This window comes from Salinicola lusitanus (assembly GCF_038648475.1).
In the GTDB taxonomy this organism is placed as follows: domain Bacteria; phylum Pseudomonadota; class Gammaproteobacteria; order Pseudomonadales; family Halomonadaceae; genus Salinicola; species Salinicola lusitanus.
Genome location: NZ_CP151919.1, coordinates 3,954,115 through 3,971,177 on the forward strand (window position 1 = coordinate 3,954,115; position 17,063 = coordinate 3,971,177).

Consider the following 17,063-nt stretch of genomic DNA (forward strand, 5'->3'; position numbering starts at 1 on the left):
AAGTTTGAATTGATGAGCAAGGTATGTGGTTCGTTGACGTGCGGCAATCGGCGAACGGTGCGGTCGGAAATTATAACGCTCCCGGCCAGCCACGAACACCGAGCGACGGGACGCCAATGACCGAAACTGCTAGACTCTACGCGGTTTCAGGACCACGGTTTCCTCTACACATTACCACTACCACACCAAGGGAATGGGAGTCATTGCATGTCGGACGCCAGCACGAAAGAGCTGATGGCGCAGCGTTTTCGCGGATATCTCCCGGTCGTGGTAGACGTCGAAACCGGCGGGTTCAATTCGGCAACGGATGCGATCCTGGAAATCGCCGCCGTGCCGTTGACGATGGACGATCAGGGCAACCTGCTGCCACTGGATACCATCGCCTTCCACGTCGAGCCTTTCGAGGGGGCCAACGTCGAACAGTCCGCCCTGGATTTCACCGGCATCGACCTCTCCAGCGCCTTCCGCAAGCAGATCGCCGTCAGTGAGCGTGAAGCGCTGGACGGAATCTTCAAGCCGATTCGCAAGACCATCAAGTCCCACGACTGCTCCAGGGCCATCCTCGTCGGCCACAACGCCTCATTCGACCAGGGGTTTCTCAACGCCGCGGTCAATCGCTGCAATATCAAGCGCAACCCCTTTCACCCCTTCTCCAGCTTCGACACCGCGTCGCTGTCGGCCCTGGCCTACGGCCAGACGGTCCTGGCGCGAGCCTGTCAGGCAGCCGGTATCGAATTCGACAACTCCTCGGCCCACTCGGCGAGCTACGATACCGAACGCACGGCGGAGCTGTTCTGCGCCATCGTCAACCGCTTCAAGGATCTGGGCGGCTGGAATCTGGCGATGAAGGAGCAGGGTCTCGACGACGTCTGAGCGCTGAAACGAAAGGCGCCCGTCCTGGGACGGGCGCCTTTCACGGCAACGACAATCTGCGACGTGCCGACTCAGCTGTCGCTGGAGGCCTCGGCAGCCTTGGCCGCAGCAGCCTTGACCATGGGCTCCAGCTCACCGTTCTGGTACATCTCGACGATGATGTCGCAGCCGCCTACCAGCTCGCCGTCGATCCACAGCTGGGGAAACGTCGGCCAGCTCGCGTACTTGGGCAGCTCCGACCGGATATCCGGATTGTCGAGGATGTTGACGAAGGCGAACTTCTCGCCGCATGCCATCAACGCCTGGACCGCCTGGGCAGAGAAGCCGCACTGGGGCAGCTGGGGCGATCCCTTCATGTAGAGCAGGATGGCGTTGTCACTGATCTGCTGCTTGATCGCTTCGATGGTATCGCTCATGAGACGTCCTGTAGCGGGAAGAGAGAGCCGCTGGCCCACCCTTCGCGTGTGCGCGAATATAAAAGACCGTAAGACCATTCTACTGATGACACCGACCGAAAACACCCCCGCCGATCCGTGAAGGCATTCCACGGCGTTGCGCCGCTCACGGGGTCTGGTTAGGATGATTGGCTTTCGCACGGATCGACGCTGGCCACCGACGCCCGCCCAGGGCGCGGCTTTCCCATCGCATCGATCCTGGCGCCGTCTAGCGAGACGCCCCACCGGGCGCCCCGCCCGCGGCGCTTTTTTCTTTTTCTGGTGGCAGTCGCCATGGCGGGCATGGCCACCGATCGAGTTTTCAGTGCGGCGCGCCGGGATGATGCCGCATGCCTTGAAGCCCATGTCTCAACGTCAAGACACGACAGGAATCCACCCATGAGCGCACGCCACTTTCTGACCCTTCTGGATCTCTCCGCCGAAGAGCTCGATTACCTGATCCAGCGCGGGATCACGATCAAGAACCGGCTGAAGACCAACGGTCCCGTCTACACGCCGTTCAGCAATCGCACCCTGGCGATGATCTTCGAGAAGTCCTCGACGCGAACCCGGGTCTCGTTCGAAACCGCCATGGCACAGTTCGGCGGCCATGCGCTTTTCCTGTCATCGCGGGATACCCAGCTCGGCCGCGGAGAACCGATCGCGGATACCGCGCGGGTACTGTCGGAAATGGTCGATGCGGTGATGATCCGGACTTTCTCTCACGCCGGCCTCGAGGCGTTTGCCGCCGCCAGCGCCGTGCCGGTGATCAACGCCCTGACCGACGACTATCACCCCTGCCAGCTGCTGGCCGACGTCATGACCTGGACCGAGTGCCGTGGGCCGGTCAAGGGCAAGACGGCGGTGTGGATCGGTGACGGCAACAACATGTGTCACTCCTGGATCAACGCCGCCCGGCAGTTCGATTTCCAGCTGCGCATCTGCTGTCCCGAGGGCTACGAGCCGCGCGAGGATATCGTCGCGGCCGCCGGCGACCGGGTCACGATCCTGCGCGACCCACGCCAGGCCATCAGCGGTGCCGACCTGATCACGACCGATGTCTGGGCCTCCATGGGTCAGGAGGAAGAACAGGCCAAGCGCGAGCGGGACTTCGCCGGTTACCAGGTCACCGAAGCGTTGCTGGATCAGGCCAACGAGGAGGCGATCTTCCTGCACTGCCTGCCGGCACATCGCGGCGAGGAGATCAGCACCACCTTGCTCGACGACCCACGCGCCGTGGTGTGGCAGGAAGCCGGCAATCGCCTCCATGCCCAGAAGGCGCTGATCGAGTTCCTGTTGCTGGGTCGGGTCGACTGAGCCGGGCCGACTGAGCCAACACGCCCTCATCACCGCCGGCCCTGACGCTGGCGGCGATGCCGGCTCCGCAGCGAGCCGGCCATTCAACGCTTCTTCGCCGCCTCTCCGCCGTCTATTCCCCCTGTACCGCCCGCCGTGCCAGGCGACGTCGGCGCGCCTGACGCCAGGCCAGCAGCGACACCGCAATCAGCGCGAGCGCCGCCAGCGCCCCCAGGGCCTGCCCCAGATCCCCGCTCAGGGCGGACTCTCCCAGGACCACGAAGGCCACCCCGTAAGGCCCCGTGGTCAGCAGCGCCACCGTGAGATAGATCGAGCGCGGCACACCGGCCACGCCGAGGGCGTAGTGCTTGATGAACATCGGCACGCCCGGCACCAGCTTGATCAGGAAGGTGACCCGCCAAGCGCTACGGCGATCCGCATCGAGCTCTCCCAACGCGGGAAAGCGCCGCTGGAGCAGCTGTCGCAGACGCGGGCGCAGGCGACTGTGCGCGATGGCATAGCAGAGCAGCAGATTGCACAGCGTTGCCAGCGCGGCCACGGCGAGGCCGCCGGCCACGCCAAAGCGCAGCCCGGCGACGATGAAGAAGGGGGTCATCGGCACGCCCAGTGCCGGCAGCACGATCATGGCAAGGGTGAACGGCAGCAGCTGCAGCTCCTCGAGCCAGCCGTGGGGCACGCCGCCGTACGCCGCGAACAGCACGCACAGGGCGACGCCGAGCCCCGCCGCCAGGGCCACCCGCCACCAGCGCCAGGCGGGTTTCATGGCGCGCTGCCGCCGCGGCAGAGAGCGCTGCCGCGTGGCGGCGACATCGGATCGGGCATCATCGGGGAAAGCGGAATCGGCATGTGTCATGCCTCCCGATGTAAAGCGACAAGCATGACACGCAGATGACAGCCGATGGCATCACTCGAGGTTGTCGAGCCCTTTCTCGGCCATCGCCACGGCCCGGAACAGCGCCCGGCGCTTGTTGAGCGTCTCGTTCCACTCGTCGTCGGGATTGGAATCGGCGACGATGCCGCCACCGGCCTGGACGTGCAGCTCGCCATCCTTCAGCACCGCCGTGCGGATCGCGATCGCCATGTCCATGTTGCCGTGCCAGGAGAGATAGCCAACGGCACCGGAATAGATACCACGCTTGACCGGCTCCAGTTCGTCGATGATCTCCATCGCCCGGATCTTGGGTGCGCCGGAGAGCGTGCCGGCCGGGAAGGTGGCACGCAGCACGTCCATCGCCGACATGCCTTCGCGCAGCTTGCCGGTGACGTTGGAGACGATGTGCATGACGTGGGAATAACGCTCGATCGCCATCTTGTCGGTGAGCTCGACCGTGCCGATTTCGCTGATGCGGCCGATATCGTTGCGGCCCAGGTCGATCAGCATCAGGTGCTCGGCGATCTCCTTGGGATCGGCCAGCAGCTCTTCCTCCAGCGCCTTGTCCTGCTCGGGCGTGGCGCCGCGGGGGCGCGTGCCGGCGATCGGGCGGACGGTCACCTCGCCCCCCTCCAGACGGGTCAGAATCTCGGGCGATGATCCGATCACGTGATGGTCATCGAGATTCAGAAAGAACATGTAGGGTGACGGATTGAGACTGCGCAGCGCCCGATAGAGATCCAGCGGCGGCGCCTGGTAGGGAATCGACATGCGCTGGGACGGCACGCACTGCATGACGTCGCCGGCCAGCACGTACTCCTTGATGGTCGCCACCGCGTCCTTGTAGCCCTGCTCGCTGAAGCTGGCGTGAAAGTCGTCCTCGGCGACGTCCGCACGGCCGGTACCCGGACTCAAGGTGTTGAAGGTCGCGCTGCGCAGCTTCAACTCCAGGGTCTCGAGTCGCTCGACCGCGTCGGCATAGGCGTGGGGCGACTCCGGGTCGGCATGAGTCCACAACTGGAGCCGGCCGGAGAGATTGTCGAAGACCACCAGGTCGTCGCACACCATCAGCAGGATGTCCGGCACGCCGATGGGATCGGGCTTCTCGGCAGCGAGCGCAGTACGCAGTTTCGGTTCGATATAGCGAATGGTGTCGTAGCCGAAGTAACCCACCAAGCCGCCGTCGAATCGTGGCTGGTCGTCCAGGTCAGGCACCTTGAACTTGGCCTGGAACCGCTCGATCCAGGCCAGCGGGTCCTCGACCTGACTGGCGCCGACCTGTTCGCCATCGACGATGTGCCGGACGGTCAGGCCCCGCACCTCGATACGCTCCCGACTCGGCAACCCGATGATCGAGTAGCGCCCCCACTTCTCCCCTCCCTGCACCGATTCGAGCAGGAAGGTCCAGGGCGCATCGGCCAGCTTGAGATAGGTCGACAGCGGCGTATCCAGGTCGGCCAGCACCTCGCGGGTGACCGGAATACGGTTGTAGCCGGCTTGCGCCAGCTCGGCAAAGCGATCGGGGGTCATCATGGGACCGGGCTCCAGCAGTGAGAATCAGCAATCGGCAAACGAAACGGTTCGACTGACGATCACCATCGCCAACGCGTCACGTGGCGTATCAACACGCTGGGGCTGGAAAGACGTTGGATATCCGGTCGCATGTCAAAGCTCGGTCGAGGGAAAACGGAAAGGTCGGGAGCTGCGCAAGAACGGCGCCACAACCGCCATGGCGCCGTTCAGGAAACCCTAAACGAGTTCCCCCAGCGATTCAACCACGCCATCCGGGTGGCTCGAGGCCACTGGCTCGCCATGGTTGTAGCCATACGGCACCGCCAGCGTGCGGAAGCCGGCCCGCCTTCCCGCTTCCACGTCGTGACGCGAATCCCCCACCATCAGGCACTGCGCAGGGGCGACGCCGAACTGCGCCGCCAGATGGAGCAGTGGTGCGGGATGGGGTTTCTTCTCCGCCAGCGAATCCCCGCCCAGCGTCAGGCGAAAATAGCGACGCAGCTCAAGCGCGTCGAGAATCGGGTCGATGAACGCCGCGGGCTTGTTGGTGACCAGCGTGACAATGATTCCTTTCGTCTCGAGGGATCCGAGGGCCTCGCGGACACCGGGATACACCCGGGTGCGCTTGCAGGGCGCGGTGTGATACGCCCGCAGGAAGCCGTCATGGCTAGCCGCTACCCGGTCCGCGTCCGGCTCCTCGCCCAGCACGCTGGCCAACGCCCGCTCGACCAGCTTGTACGAGCCGTTGCCCACCCAGTCGCGCACCTTGGCCTCGCCCACCGGCACCAGGCGCTGCTCGCTCAGCATCGTGTCCACCGCCGCCGCCAGATCGGGCACGGAGTCGATCAAGGTGCCATCGAGATCGAAGGCGACCAATCGGATGTCCTGAAGCGATGGGTGCATGACGGAATCCTCGAGTGAACGGGTGGAGAGGTGACACATCGCGTAGCAGCTTACCCAAAATGGCGTAAGTTTACGCAACCCACGGATGCCAAGTGTCGACGATCGGCGTATCCTCGGGCACATCTTTCGTCGCATCGACGGGTGCTCATTTCCGTGAACGTGCAGTCTCGCAATCCGATGTCGTCATCACTCGGCTCTCGGTGTGCCTGCCTTTCACCAGCCATCCTCTCCGAGCCCCCTCGAAACGCCCGGCCCGACGACCCCGGTTTCCCCGGCTGTACCCTTCTCATTTTTCCGATTTCTCGATTGGAGTTTTCCCATGACCACACCACGCATTGTCGTGGTCGGTGGCGGCGCGGGCGGACTCGAGCTGGCAACCCGCCTGGGTCGCAAGCTCGGCAAGTCCCAGCGCGCCGACATCGTCCTCGTCGACCGCAACCCCACTCACATCTGGAAGCCGCTGCTGCACGAGATCGCCACCGGCACCCTCGACTCCGGGCTCGACGAGGTCTCCTACCAGGGCCACTCCAAGAGTCACGGCTACCGCTTCCAGCGGGGTACGCTGAGCGCCATCGATCGTGACAACCGCACCCTCACGCTGGAGCCGATCCATGACCAGGACGACGCCGTCGTGCTGCCGGCCCGTGAGCTCGAGTACGACTACCTGGTGCTGTCCGTCGGCAGCGTCTCCAACGATTTCGGCACGCCCGGTGTGGCCAAGCACTGTCACTTCATCGACAGCCCGCAGCAGGCGGAGAGTTTTCGCCGCAGCATGCTCAATACCTTCCTGCGCTACAGCGATCCGGAGCGCCGGACACACCCCAAGCTGACCGTCGGTCTGGTCGGCGCGGGCGCCACCGGCGTCGAGCTGGCCGCCGAACTCTTCGGCGCCTCCCGGATGCTGCACAGCTACGGGTTCACGGCGCTCGACAGCGGCAAGCTCGAGGTCCACCTGATCGAAGCGGCACCGCGCATCCTGCCGGCCCTGCCGGAGCGGATCAGCCGTGCGGTTCACGGTGAGCTCGAGCGACTCGGGGTCAAGATCCATGTCGATACCCGGGTCACCGAGGCCAACGCCCACGGTTTCATTACCGCCGACGGCGAGCCGCTGGAGACGGACCTCAGCGTCTGGGCCGCCGGCATTCGCGCGCCGGAATTCCTGTCGCAGCTGGGGCTCGCCACCGAGCGCAACCACCAGGTCAAGGTCCACGAGACCTTGCAGAGCCTCGACGACGAGCGCATCTTCGCCTTCGGTGACTGCGCCTCCTGCCCGCAGCCCGGCGACAAGCGCGTGCCACCCCGGGCCCAGGCCGCCCACCAGCAGGCGACCCACTGCTACCACAATCTGCGTGCCGCCATGGATGGCAAGCCGCTCAAGCCGTTCGTCTACCGCGATCGCGGCTCGCTGATCTCGCTGGCCCACTTCGAGGCGGTCGGCAGCCTGATGCGTGGCGCCTCGGCGCGCAGCCTGTTCATCGAGGGCCGGCTGGCCAAACTGTTCTACGCTTCCCTCTACCGGATGCACCAGATGGCGATTCACGGCATCTTCAAGACGGGCATGACGGTCATCGTCGATGGCCTCAACCGCTACATCAGGCCGAAGATGAAATTGCACTGAGGCATCGACCCCGAAACGTCAGCGGAGAGAGATCATGGATCGTTTCTATAACGCCCCGGGCGACGTCGTCGACGAGATTCTAAGGGCGGTGGCGGCGACCGCCCCAGTGCGGGTCGCCGAGCCGGAAAGCGGCCTGCGGATCCTGATTCGGCACGATTGGGACAAGGCGGATCAGGGCCGACGCCAGGTGGCGATACTGTCCGGCGGTGGTGCCGGTCACGAGCCGGCACACGCCGGTTATATCGGCGAAGGTATGTTGACCGGCGCGATCTCCGGCAGCCTGTTCGCCTCGCCCAGCGTCGAAGCGGTACTCGCGGCCATTCGCGAAGTTTGCGGCGCGGCCGGCTGCCTGCTGGTGGTCAAGAACTACACCGGCGACCGCCTCAACTTCGGTCTCGCCGCCGAGCGGGCCCGGGGCGAGGGGCTGGACGTCGCCATGGTCATCGTCGCCGACGATGTCGCCATCGAGGACGCCCCCCAGCCTCGAGGCATCGCCGGTACCGTGCTGGTGCACAAGCTGAGCGGTCATCTGGCGAGCCGGGAACTGCCGCTGGACGTGATCCGCGAACGGGCCGAAGCGCTGTGCCAGCGCATGGGGTCGCTGGGCATGGCACTCAGCGCCGCGGCCCAGCCGGGCCAGGCGGCGGCCGAACGCTCGCCGGAGCTGGGCCTGGGCATTCACAACGAGACCGGCACGCGGGAGGTCGACCCGCACAGCGCCGACGAGGCGATGCAACTGGTACTCGAGCCGCTGCGCGACGCACTGTCCGAGCGCCAGTTGTCCGGCCCCTGGATCGCGATGCTCAACGACCTGGGGAGCTGCTCCACCCAGGAGATGGGGGTGCTCGCTGCCAGCCTGTTCAACCAACTGGGCGTCGATCAGATAGCCCATCTGATCGGCCCGGCACCGCTGATGACCTCGCTGGACATGCACGGCTTCTCGCTCACGCTGCTGCCGGCCGACGACGAGGTGGTGGAGGCACTGACGGCTCCGACGACGGCGCCGGCCTGGCCAGGGCTGCACGCCGCCCGGCTTCCCGCCCGCTTTTCGCCGGATACCCGACAGGAACATGAGGCGTTGGCCGACGATGCCCCGCAGGATCCCGCCACTTCCGCCCTTCTGGAGCGAGTCATCGCGACCCTGCGCCAATCACGCGCGGAACTCGATGCGCTGGATGCCAAGAGCGGCGACGGCGACGCCGGCGCCAGCATGGAGAGCGGCGCCGAGTCGATCGCCAAGGCGTTATCGGCCCGGCGGCTCAACACCGAAGCCCTGCCATTGATGTTCGCCGGCATCGGCCAGCTCCTTTCCCGCGACATGGGTGGTTCCAGCGGCGTCCTGCTGTCGATCCTGTTCACTGCAGCGGCGGCTTCGCTGGACCAGCGCGGCGATCTGCAGGAGGCACTGGCCGCCGGTGTCGAGAAGATGCAGGCCTACGGCGGCGCCAGGCCCGGCGATCGCACCATGCTCGACGCCCTGGTGCCCGCCATCGAATCGCTGCAGCGGGGGGAGACGCTGTCCCAGGCAGCGCAGGCCGCTCGCGATGGCGCCCAGGCTACCGCCCAGCTCGTTCGCGCCAACGCCGGTCGCTCCGCCTATGTGCCGGAAAGCGCGCTCAGGGGCATCGTCGACCCCGGCGCCGAAGCCGTGGCAAGGGTGTTCGAGGCGTTGACCCATGACCGAGATGCCTGAAGTCGAATCGACCGCCGACCGGGAGATCATCATCCCGCCGGGCATGGAGCGATTGGCAGAGCGAGCAGGCTACGCGCCGGCCATACGCGTCGGTCGCACCCTCTACTGCGCCGGCCAAGTCGGACGAACGCCGGCGCTGGAGGTTATCTCGGACCCTGAAGCCCAGTTCCAGGCGTGCTGGGAGAATCTGCGCAGTGTTCTCGCCGCCGGCGGCTGTACGTTCGACGACATCGTCGACATGACGACCTACCACGTGGACCTGCATCGCCACATGGAAGTGTTCCGAAAAGTGAAAGACGCGGCATTCCCCCGGGGCACCTGCGCCTGGACGGTCATCGGGGTCGCCGATCTCGCTCATCCCGGGCTACTGGTCGAAATCAAGTGTACCGCCGTGCAGCCGGCCCGACTCGGCGACTAGCCGAGGCTGGCCGGCGGCCACCAGTCCGGCAGCAGGGCCTGGGCCTCGCGCCGGGCGAAGCGGTCGTCCAGCAGGTGGATCACGCCCTCGTCCTGGGGCGAGCGAATCACGCGTCCGGCGGCCTGCACCACCTTCTGCATGCCGGGGAAGAAGTAGGCGTAGTCGTAGCCACGACCGTAGAGTGCCTGCAGGCGCGCTCTCATCTGCTCGTTGACCGGGTTGACCTGGGGCAGTCCCAGGGTCGCGACGAAGGCGCCGATTAGGCGATCGCCGGGTAGATCGATGCCCTCGCCGAAGATCCCGCCGAGCACCGCGAACCCCACCCCCACTCCGCCGCTCTCGAAACGTGCCAGAAACGCCTCGCGATCGGCATCATTCATCCGCGCGGCCTGCCGCCACAGCGGCAAGTCGGGATGGCGCTCGGCCACGCGATCGGCGACCCGCTCGAGATAGGCGAAGCTCGAGAAGAATGCCAGGTAGTTGCCGCGTCGTCGACGGAACTGGGCGGCGATACGGTCCGCCAGCGGGGTCAGGGATGACTCACGGTCAGCGTAACGGGTCGATAGGCGGGCGGCGATCTGCACCTCGAGCTGGGAGTCGTGAAACGGCGAACCCAGCGATAGCCACGGCGCATCCGGTGCCACGCCGAGCAGATCGCGATAATAGGCTTCCGGCGCCAGCGTGGCGGAGAACAGGGTACCGCCATGGGCCGCGGCGAATCGCGGCGCCAAAAACGGTGCCGGCACCACATTGCGTAACGTCACCTCCGCCCCTGCGCGTCGCTGGCGCCCGCGGGGCGCCTGACGGGTCACGTCGCAGATCGAATGCGCGCCAAAGACATCGGCGACCCGGCAGAAATGCTGGGCATCGAAGGCGAATCGCTGCAGCTCGCTGTCGAGCGCGATCGGCTGCTCGCTCTGATACTCGACGACCTGCGACACCGCTTGCTGCAGCGCCCCGATCAGCTTGCCGGGCAGCGTCTCGATCACCCGGTAGTCGGCGTCACTCTCGTCCGCCAGCGCCTGCCAGATGGCGGCCACCCGCGAGAACGGCCGCTTTAGAGGCGCCGGCAACGTCGGCTTCAGGCGCCTGAAAGCGCCGTGATCCAGCGTCGCGCTGTACATGCCGCGCCCGCGCGCGACCAGATTGTGGGCCTCGTCGACGAGCACGCCCACCCGCCACTGCTGCTGCTGGCTCAGGGCATAGAGCATGGCGTGGAAATCGAACCAGTAGTTGACGTCGCCGACCACGACATCGGCCCAGCGCGCCATCTCCTGACCGAGGTAATAGGGGCAGATGGCGTGGGCGAGCGCGGTATCCCGCAGCCCGGCACGATCGAGCCAGCCGCGCTCGACCGCCGCTGCGCGGGCCGCGGGCAGGCGATCGTAGAAACCGGCGGCCAGCGGGCAGGCGTCGCCGTGACAGGCCTTGTCGGGATGCTCACAACTCTTGTCACGAGACGTCAGCGTCAGCACCCGCAGGGGCAGCGCCCCGCTCTCGGCGGCCGCGGCGACACTCGGCCCGGCTGCGCCGTGGCGACGGTGGTCCGCGCCCAGCGTTTGCAATGCCTCGAGGGCGAGTCGCTGCCCGGTATTGCGCGCCGTCAGGAAGAAGACCTTGTCCAACGGCTCGCCGGGCATCGCCTTGAGCAGCGGGAACAGTGTCCCCAGGGTCTTGCCGATGCCGGTGGGCGCCTGCAGCATCAGCCAGCGGCCGGTATGAATGGCCTTGTAGACGGATTCGGCCAACGGCCGCTGGCCCTGGCGGAAACCGGCATGAGGAAAGCGGAGCGACCTCAGGGCGTCGTCCCGGCGGCGGCGGTGCGCCAGCTCCTGCTGCGCCCAGGCCAGGAAAGCCTGGCAGTGGGTCTCGAACTCGGCCCGCAGGACCCCGGCGGAGCATGGTTCGCTCAGGGCCGTCTCGCGCTGGCTGACGATGTCGAAGTAGACCAGCGTCACCGTGAGTTGATCCAGCCCGCGCTCGGCACACAGCAGGTGTCCATAGGTCTTGGCCTGGGCCCAGTGCAGCGCGCGCTGATTGGCCGGCTGACGGGAAAGGTCGCCGCGATGGGTCTTGATCTCCTCCAGCCGATTGGCGTCGGGATCGTAGCCATCGGCACGCCCGCGTACCTCCAGGTGATGATAGCTGCCGCTCAAGGCAATCTCGCGCTCGTAACGCTCCCCGCGGCGCTCCGCGACGAGTTGATGGCCGGCGATCCCCTCCTGTGCCGAGGGCGACGGCGTGAAGCGAAGATCGAGGTCGCCTCGCTTGGCCGCGAACTCGCACAGCGCCCGAACGGCGATCCGATAGCTCAAGAGTCGCCCCCGGCGACGGCCGTATCGGAACCGGACAGGCCTGGCGCCTCGATATCGCCCTCGGGGTCCCAACTGACGTAGCAGACACTGACCGGCATGTCGTGTCGGGCGCAGAACTCCAGCCAGCGCTTCTGGTTGTCCTGCAGGCGATCGCCGGGCCCCTTCACTTCGATCATGCGATAAGCCGGCGCAGTGGCGTCCTGCGTCGCCTGGGAGGGATCCCCGCCCTGCGGCCAGAACTGGATCAGGTCCGGCATCCCGGCGCGGTTGGCACGGACGTCGCCGAGCAGCCGCTCGAACCAGAGCCGCAGGTGGCGCGCCGGGATGCACTGGAGGGCCAGCTCCAGCAGGTGATCGTCGAGCGCCTCCCAGAACACGAAGGGTGACTGGGTCCCCCACTTCTCGCGGTAGCGTCGACGGATGATCGCGGCGTGGTCGCCCGTCTCGAGCGCTGCCAGGCAGTCGTCGAACCGGTCGCGCCGGCGCGCCTGGAAGTCCGCCTCGAACAGATCCACCGGCCCCGAGTGAAACGGATGGAAGAACGCGCCGGGCAGTGGCGCGAAGATCGCATCCCAGCAGAGCAGCCCGAACAGGCCATTGACGAGCGCGTTCTCGACGTAGCAGACCGGCGCCTCGTCACGGCAGAGATGCCGGGCCACCGCCCGCTCGACGCTGGCGGCGCGAGGTAGCACCAGGTCCAGACGTGGCGGCTCTGCCGCTTCCGGCCGGCGCCCCGGCGCCTGACCGAGCTTGCGACGAAGCCGGGGCAGCACCCGTTCCAGCGCCTGATGCTCCGCCGCGCTGACGGGGTCGGCTGCCGCCCGTTCCGCCAGCGCCAGCGCCGCTGCCGTCGCCTGCTGCGCCTCCAGCACCCGAACCTGGCGAAGCCGCGCCTCCGGTGCCGAACTTTCCCGGTAGAGACTCAGCGCCTGGTCGAGCTCACCCTGGCGCTCGAGGCGGTAGGCCAACTTGTAGATCAACCGCCCCCGGCGCCGCTCCAGCCACTCATTGACAAACGGCTCGCGTGGAATATCGGCCAGCAGCGACGCCATCGCCTCATCGGCCTCGAAGCGCTCCCGGCAGCGGTGCAGGTGATGATAGGCCTCCAGTTCCTGGCGTCGGGAAAACGCCCGCGAGGTTGCCTCCAGCTCGACGGTCTCGAAACGGTAGACGCCGAGCTCCGCCAGCACGAACTCCGACCACTGCTGGCGCAGATTGCCGAAGAACATCAGCCGGAAACGCTCGCACATCGCATCGACGCCCAGCCGGTAGTGACGGTCCTCGAGCTCGGGGGCCCACTCGGCCAGGGGGCGAGGCTCGGGAGACGCCGCCTGCAGCGCCGTCAGCCATGCCCCCTTGGCGGCGCTCCGGGAGACACCGAGGCTCGCTAGCCAGCCGCCCAGGTGCGCAGCGATCTCCGGCCGGGTCGTCAGCGCGAACAGCACCTCCGGCGACAGCGGCGCGCCCTCCTCGATCCAGCCGGCCGCGATCAGCGGCCCGGCCGCCGCCGGCGTATCGCCGATCTCGGCATAGTCGAGGCGGCTGGCGCGAAAATCGACGCCCCGACGCATGATCATCCTGACCAGCAGCGCCTGGGAAGGCTGGGGCAGGCGTTCGAAATCATCGATGAAAGCGGCTTCGTCGACACTCAGCACGTCGGCGTAACGCGACGTCAGCCAGTCGAGCACGCGGCGGAAATTGGCGAGATAGTAGAGCGGGTCTTCGAGCGTCGGCAGCGCCATGGCGTCCCCAGTGTCGGACTCAAAACACTGGCTAAGTATACAGACCTGTCACTGCCGTTCGAAGTCTTGCAGCCTATTACTCTCCCAGCCCCGCCTTGAGCTCCTGCCAGAGACGACGGTAGGCGTGGGTGGCGCGACTGCGTGGCGCCAGGTCGGCCAGCGGACTGCACTCCAGGCTCATGCGTTCGACGTCGCTGGCGTAGGGAATCCAGGTTTGCATCGGCGCCCCGATGGCGGCCGGCGGTGCCTCGAGCCACTCGCGGTGCAGCGTCCGACGTCGGTCGACCAGGTTGAAGAACGGCGTGAGCCGCTGGCGCTGGCGTTTCTTGAGGTCGAGATGATCGACCATGCGCGAGAAGGCCTGGACCGACAGCGGGCTGGGAATGGTCGGCACCAGGATGCGATCGGCGGCACGGATGAGTTGTTCAGCCAGCGTGGAAAGCCCGGGCGGGCAGTCCAGCACCATCAGCGCATACTCCTCGCTGAACGGCGCGATCAGCCGCTTGAGGTGCTTGCCGCCATCGGCGTTGTCATCGAGCAGGCGATCGAGATCACGCAACCGAATATCCGCCGGCAACAGATCGAACCGCTCCCACGGCGTGTGCTGGACCTGCTCGCCCAGCGGGGATTTCCCCGCCAGCAGCTTGCCGACCTTGCGGCTCATGCCGTTTTCCCCGCCGAGTATCCAGGTGGCGGCACCCTGCGCATCGAGGTCCCACAACAGAACCGGCAGACCGTCGCGGTTGGCTTCCCGGGCCAGATTGACGGCGGCCGAGCTCTTGCCGACGCCGCCTTTGAAATTATGCAGGGCCACCACTTTCATGATCGAGACATTTCCCTGAGTCGCCGGATAGTGTCTCGGATTCTACGGGGTGGGCGGATCCACGGAGATGACGTTTCGATGACAAGATGATGACAACGCCTGACGCTCGAGCCAACGCCGTTTGCCGGCGGCGCTGAGTCGCTTGATCGCCGCCTCGAGCCTGAGCGCATCACCGTGACTGCCGACCGCCTGGGCGTGGCGCAGGGTCAGCGGCCCCTTGCCACGCAGCGCACGCGCGCCCTTGCCGTTGACGTGCTGAGCGAAACGCCGCTCGATATCGGTGGTGATGCCGGTATAGAGCGAGCCGTTGGCCATCTCGACGAGATAGAGATACCACTGTCGTGACGGCGCGTCCGTTGCCGGGTCGGCTGACATCGACACTGGTGCTCAGTGCCCGGCCAGCGCCGAGCGCATCCTGCCGATCACGCCGTCGTAGCGATGGGCATCATCGAGGCTGCGGGCCTTGAAGATCGCCGAGCCGGAAACGAAGGTGTCGGCCCCCGCCCCGGCGATCTCGGCAATGTTGTCCGGCCCCACGCCACCATCGACCTCCAGCCGAATCGGCAATCCGCTGGCGTCGATACGCCGGCGCGCCTCCCTGAGCTTGTCCAGCGCGGCGGGGATGAAGGACTGGCCGCCGAAGCCGGGGTTGACGCTCATGATCAGGATCATGTCGACCTTGTCCATCACGTAGTCCAGGTAGGAGAGCGGCGTGGCCGGATTGAACACCAGCCCCGCCTTGCAGCCGTGGCTGCGGATGAGCTGCAGCGAGCGGTCGATGTGCTCGGAAGCCTCGGGGTGGAAGGTCACGTAGCTGGCACCGGCATCGATGAAGTCGCCGATCAGCCGGTCCACCGGCTTGACCATCAGATGGCAGTCGATTGGCGCGGTGATGCCGTGCTTGCGCAACGCCTCGCACACCATCGGCCCCATCGTCAGGTTGGGCACGTAGTGGTTATCCATCACATCGAAATGAATGATGTCGGCCCCCGACGCCAGCACGTCATCGACCTCCTGCCCCAGGCAGGCGAAGTTGGCGGAGAGAATCGAGGGGGCAATCTTGAAATCGCGCATGAGCGGGGAATCCTTGTGCTGGCTGGCTTCTGCCGCCCATTCTAGCGCACGTATCTCGACGTTTGGCGGGCGGGACGCAAAACCGCCTCGCTGGCGACACCAGCGAGGCGGTTCGATCGAGCTGTCGGCGAGGATTCAATCCACGAAGTCGGGCTTGCTGCTCTGGCGATCCTCCGGCAGCGACTTGCGGACCTCCGCGACCTGATCGGCGGTCACCTCACCGCCGTGGTTGCCCCAGGCGCCACGAACGAAGGTCGCCAGCTGCGCGGTCTCCTCGTCGGAGAGCCGCCAGCCGAAGTCCGGCATCGCCAGCGCTTCCGGTTTGTCGGGCGTCGATGGCAGCCGCGCCCCGGCCAGAATGACGTGAACGAGCCCGGTGGGATCGTCGGCGTTGACCAGTTCGTTGTCCACCAGCGAGGGGAAGACCTGTGGCGCGCCCTGACCGTTGGCGAAGTGACAGGCGTTGCAGTTATCCAGATAGAGCCGCGCGCCCGGCTTGCCCTCGACATCGGCGGCGGTGAGCATCTTCTCGGTCTGTTCCGGCGTCGTCTCGCTGCGGGTCGACTTCTCACCGTCGGCGGCACGCGGCAGAGACTTGAGATAGGCCGCCATCGCATGCAGATCCTCGTCGCTCAGATGCGACGTGCTGTTGGCGACGACCGAGGTCATCTCGCCGGTCACCGCGCTGTGATCGTTACGCCCGGTGGCGAGGTAGGCGACGATGTCGTCGGCGCTCCAGTTCTGCAGCCCTCGTCCGCCATCGTCGTCACCGCCACCGCCACGCAGGTTGGGCGCCCACCACCCCTCCAGCGTCTCGCCGGTCAGATAGGCATCGTCGCTGTCATCCAGCGCCTTCTCCTGGAACAGCAGGCCGCGAGGCGTGTGGCAACTGCCGCAGTGACCCAGCCCCTGGACCAGATAGGCGCCGCGCGCGAGCTGCTCACTCTGACCTGATTTGGGCTCGAAGGTGTCGGCGTCGGCGAACATCCAGTTCCACAGACTGATGCCCCAGCGCTGGTTGAACGGGAAGCTGACATCGCTCTCCGGCGCCTTCTCGGCGACAGGTTCGACCCCCTGCATGAAGTAGGCATAGAGGGCGTCGATATCGTCGTCGGTCAACTTGGCGTAGGAGGGATACGGCATCGCCGGATACAGGTTGGCGCCATCGGCGCGCTTGCCCTCGCGCAGCGCGGCGGCAAACTCGTCCCGCGAATAGTTGCCGATGCCCGCTTCCGGGTCGGGGGTGATATTGGTCGAGACGATCGTGCCGAACGGGCTTTCGATCTTCAGCCCGCCGGCGAAGGGCTTGCCTTCCGGCGCCGTGTGGCAGGCCACGCAGTCACCCGCTCGCGCGAGATACGCCCCACGCTCGACCTCGCTCTGCTGCGCCGCCATGGCGATCGTCGCCGTTCCCAGCACACCGCACCCGATGAGTGCGGGCATCCAGTATCGATGAATCATGATCGCACT

General features: G+C 66.4%; 15 protein-coding genes. 5 read left to right on the top strand and 10 right to left on the bottom strand.

The window, feature by feature from the left end; all coding sequences use genetic code 11:
• The first annotated feature begins 207 nt into the window (after nt 1-207).
• Nucleotides 208-873, top strand: a complete 666-nt coding sequence (gene rnt, locus AAGT95_RS17905; protein WP_110599177.1) for a ribonuclease T — start codon at nt 208-210, stop codon at nt 871-873.
• A 71-nt stretch (nt 874-944) separates the two neighbouring features.
• Here rnt and grxD read toward each other — a convergent pair whose 3' ends face one another.
• Nucleotides 945-1,289 carry a Grx4 family monothiol glutaredoxin gene (gene grxD / locus AAGT95_RS17910; RefSeq protein ID WP_110599175.1) on the bottom strand — a complete coding sequence of 115 codons (345 nt, stop codon included), beginning with the start codon at nt 1,287-1,289 and terminating at the stop codon, nt 945-947.
• A 417-nt stretch (nt 1,290-1,706) separates the two neighbouring features.
• Between grxD and argF the strand changes: the two genes are divergently transcribed.
• On the top strand, nt 1,707-2,624 hold the full coding sequence (gene argF / locus AAGT95_RS17915; protein ID WP_110599173.1) for an ornithine carbamoyltransferase: 918 nt from the start codon (nt 1,707-1,709) through the stop codon (nt 2,622-2,624).
• 112 nt (nt 2,625-2,736) lie between these two features.
• On the opposite strand, the gene AAGT95_RS17920 is transcribed toward argF, so the two are convergent.
• The 3 genes from AAGT95_RS17920 to AAGT95_RS17930 all read right to left on the bottom strand — a co-directional run bounded on the left by AAGT95_RS17920 (nt 2,737) and on the right by AAGT95_RS17930 (nt 5,910).
• Complete coding sequence (locus AAGT95_RS17920) at nt 2,737-3,477, bottom strand: VTT domain-containing protein (RefSeq protein WP_342594679.1); 741 nt, start codon at nt 3,475-3,477, stop codon at nt 2,737-2,739.
• Nucleotides 3,478-3,528: 51 nt separating this feature from the next.
• Complete coding sequence (gene trpE, locus AAGT95_RS17925; protein ID WP_342596545.1) at nt 3,529-5,025, bottom strand: anthranilate synthase component I; 1,497 nt, start codon at nt 5,023-5,025, stop codon at nt 3,529-3,531.
• Between the two features lie 219 nt (nt 5,026-5,244).
• Complete coding sequence (locus tag AAGT95_RS17930; RefSeq protein ID WP_342594680.1) at nt 5,245-5,910, bottom strand: phosphoglycolate phosphatase; 666 nt, start codon at nt 5,908-5,910, stop codon at nt 5,245-5,247.
• Between the two features lie 319 nt (nt 5,911-6,229).
• On the opposite strand from AAGT95_RS17930, the gene AAGT95_RS17935 reads away from it, so the two are divergent.
• Genes AAGT95_RS17935 through AAGT95_RS17945 form a run of 3 tightly spaced genes read left to right on the top strand, consistent with a single transcriptional unit; the run spans nt 6,230 to nt 9,639 of the window.
• Nucleotides 6,230-7,528, top strand: coding sequence for an NAD(P)/FAD-dependent oxidoreductase (locus AAGT95_RS17935; RefSeq protein WP_110599166.1), 1,299 nt, complete (start codon nt 6,230-6,232; stop codon nt 7,526-7,528).
• A gap of 34 nt (nt 7,529-7,562) precedes the next feature.
• Nucleotides 7,563-9,221 (top strand): dihydroxyacetone kinase subunit DhaK, encoded by a 1,659-nt coding sequence (locus AAGT95_RS17940; protein ID WP_342594681.1) that lies wholly within the window; start codon nt 7,563-7,565, stop codon nt 9,219-9,221.
• The gene (locus tag AAGT95_RS17945) at nt 9,205-9,639 is read left to right on the top strand and encodes a RidA family protein (protein WP_342594682.1); all 435 of its coding nucleotides are present in this window, start codon (nt 9,205-9,207) and stop codon (nt 9,637-9,639) included. Before AAGT95_RS17940 ends, AAGT95_RS17945 begins: the two co-directional genes overlap by 17 nt.
• Here AAGT95_RS17945 and AAGT95_RS17950 read toward each other — a convergent pair.
• The 6 genes from AAGT95_RS17950 to AAGT95_RS17975 all read right to left on the bottom strand — a co-directional run bounded on the left by AAGT95_RS17950 (nt 9,636) and on the right by AAGT95_RS17975 (nt 17,054).
• Complete coding sequence (locus AAGT95_RS17950) at nt 9,636-11,954, bottom strand: ATP-dependent DNA helicase (protein ID WP_342594683.1); 2,319 nt, start codon at nt 11,952-11,954, stop codon at nt 9,636-9,638. The two genes, AAGT95_RS17945 and AAGT95_RS17950, sit on opposite strands and share 4 nt — an antisense overlap.
• Complete coding sequence (locus AAGT95_RS17955) at nt 11,951-13,696, bottom strand: VRR-NUC domain-containing protein (protein WP_342594684.1); 1,746 nt, start codon at nt 13,694-13,696, stop codon at nt 11,951-11,953. Before AAGT95_RS17955 ends, AAGT95_RS17950 begins: the two co-directional genes overlap by 4 nt.
• 76 nt (nt 13,697-13,772) lie before the next feature.
• Entirely contained in the window at nt 13,773-14,519 is a 747-nt protein-coding gene (locus AAGT95_RS17960) for a ParA family protein (RefSeq protein WP_110599157.1), read from the bottom strand.
• 42 nt (nt 14,520-14,561) lie between these two features.
• Nucleotides 14,562-14,894 carry a GIY-YIG nuclease family protein gene (locus tag AAGT95_RS17965; RefSeq protein WP_342594685.1) on the bottom strand — a complete coding sequence of 111 codons (333 nt, stop codon included), beginning with the start codon at nt 14,892-14,894 and terminating at the stop codon, nt 14,562-14,564.
• Between the two features lie 12 nt (nt 14,895-14,906).
• Complete coding sequence (rpe, locus tag AAGT95_RS17970; RefSeq protein ID WP_110599152.1) at nt 14,907-15,593, bottom strand: ribulose-phosphate 3-epimerase; 687 nt, start codon at nt 15,591-15,593, stop codon at nt 14,907-14,909.
• A gap of 135 nt (nt 15,594-15,728) precedes the next feature.
• Entirely contained in the window at nt 15,729-17,054 is a 1,326-nt protein-coding gene (locus AAGT95_RS17975) for a cytochrome c (protein ID WP_342594686.1), read from the bottom strand.
• Between the last annotated feature and the right edge of the window lie 9 nt (nt 17,055-17,063).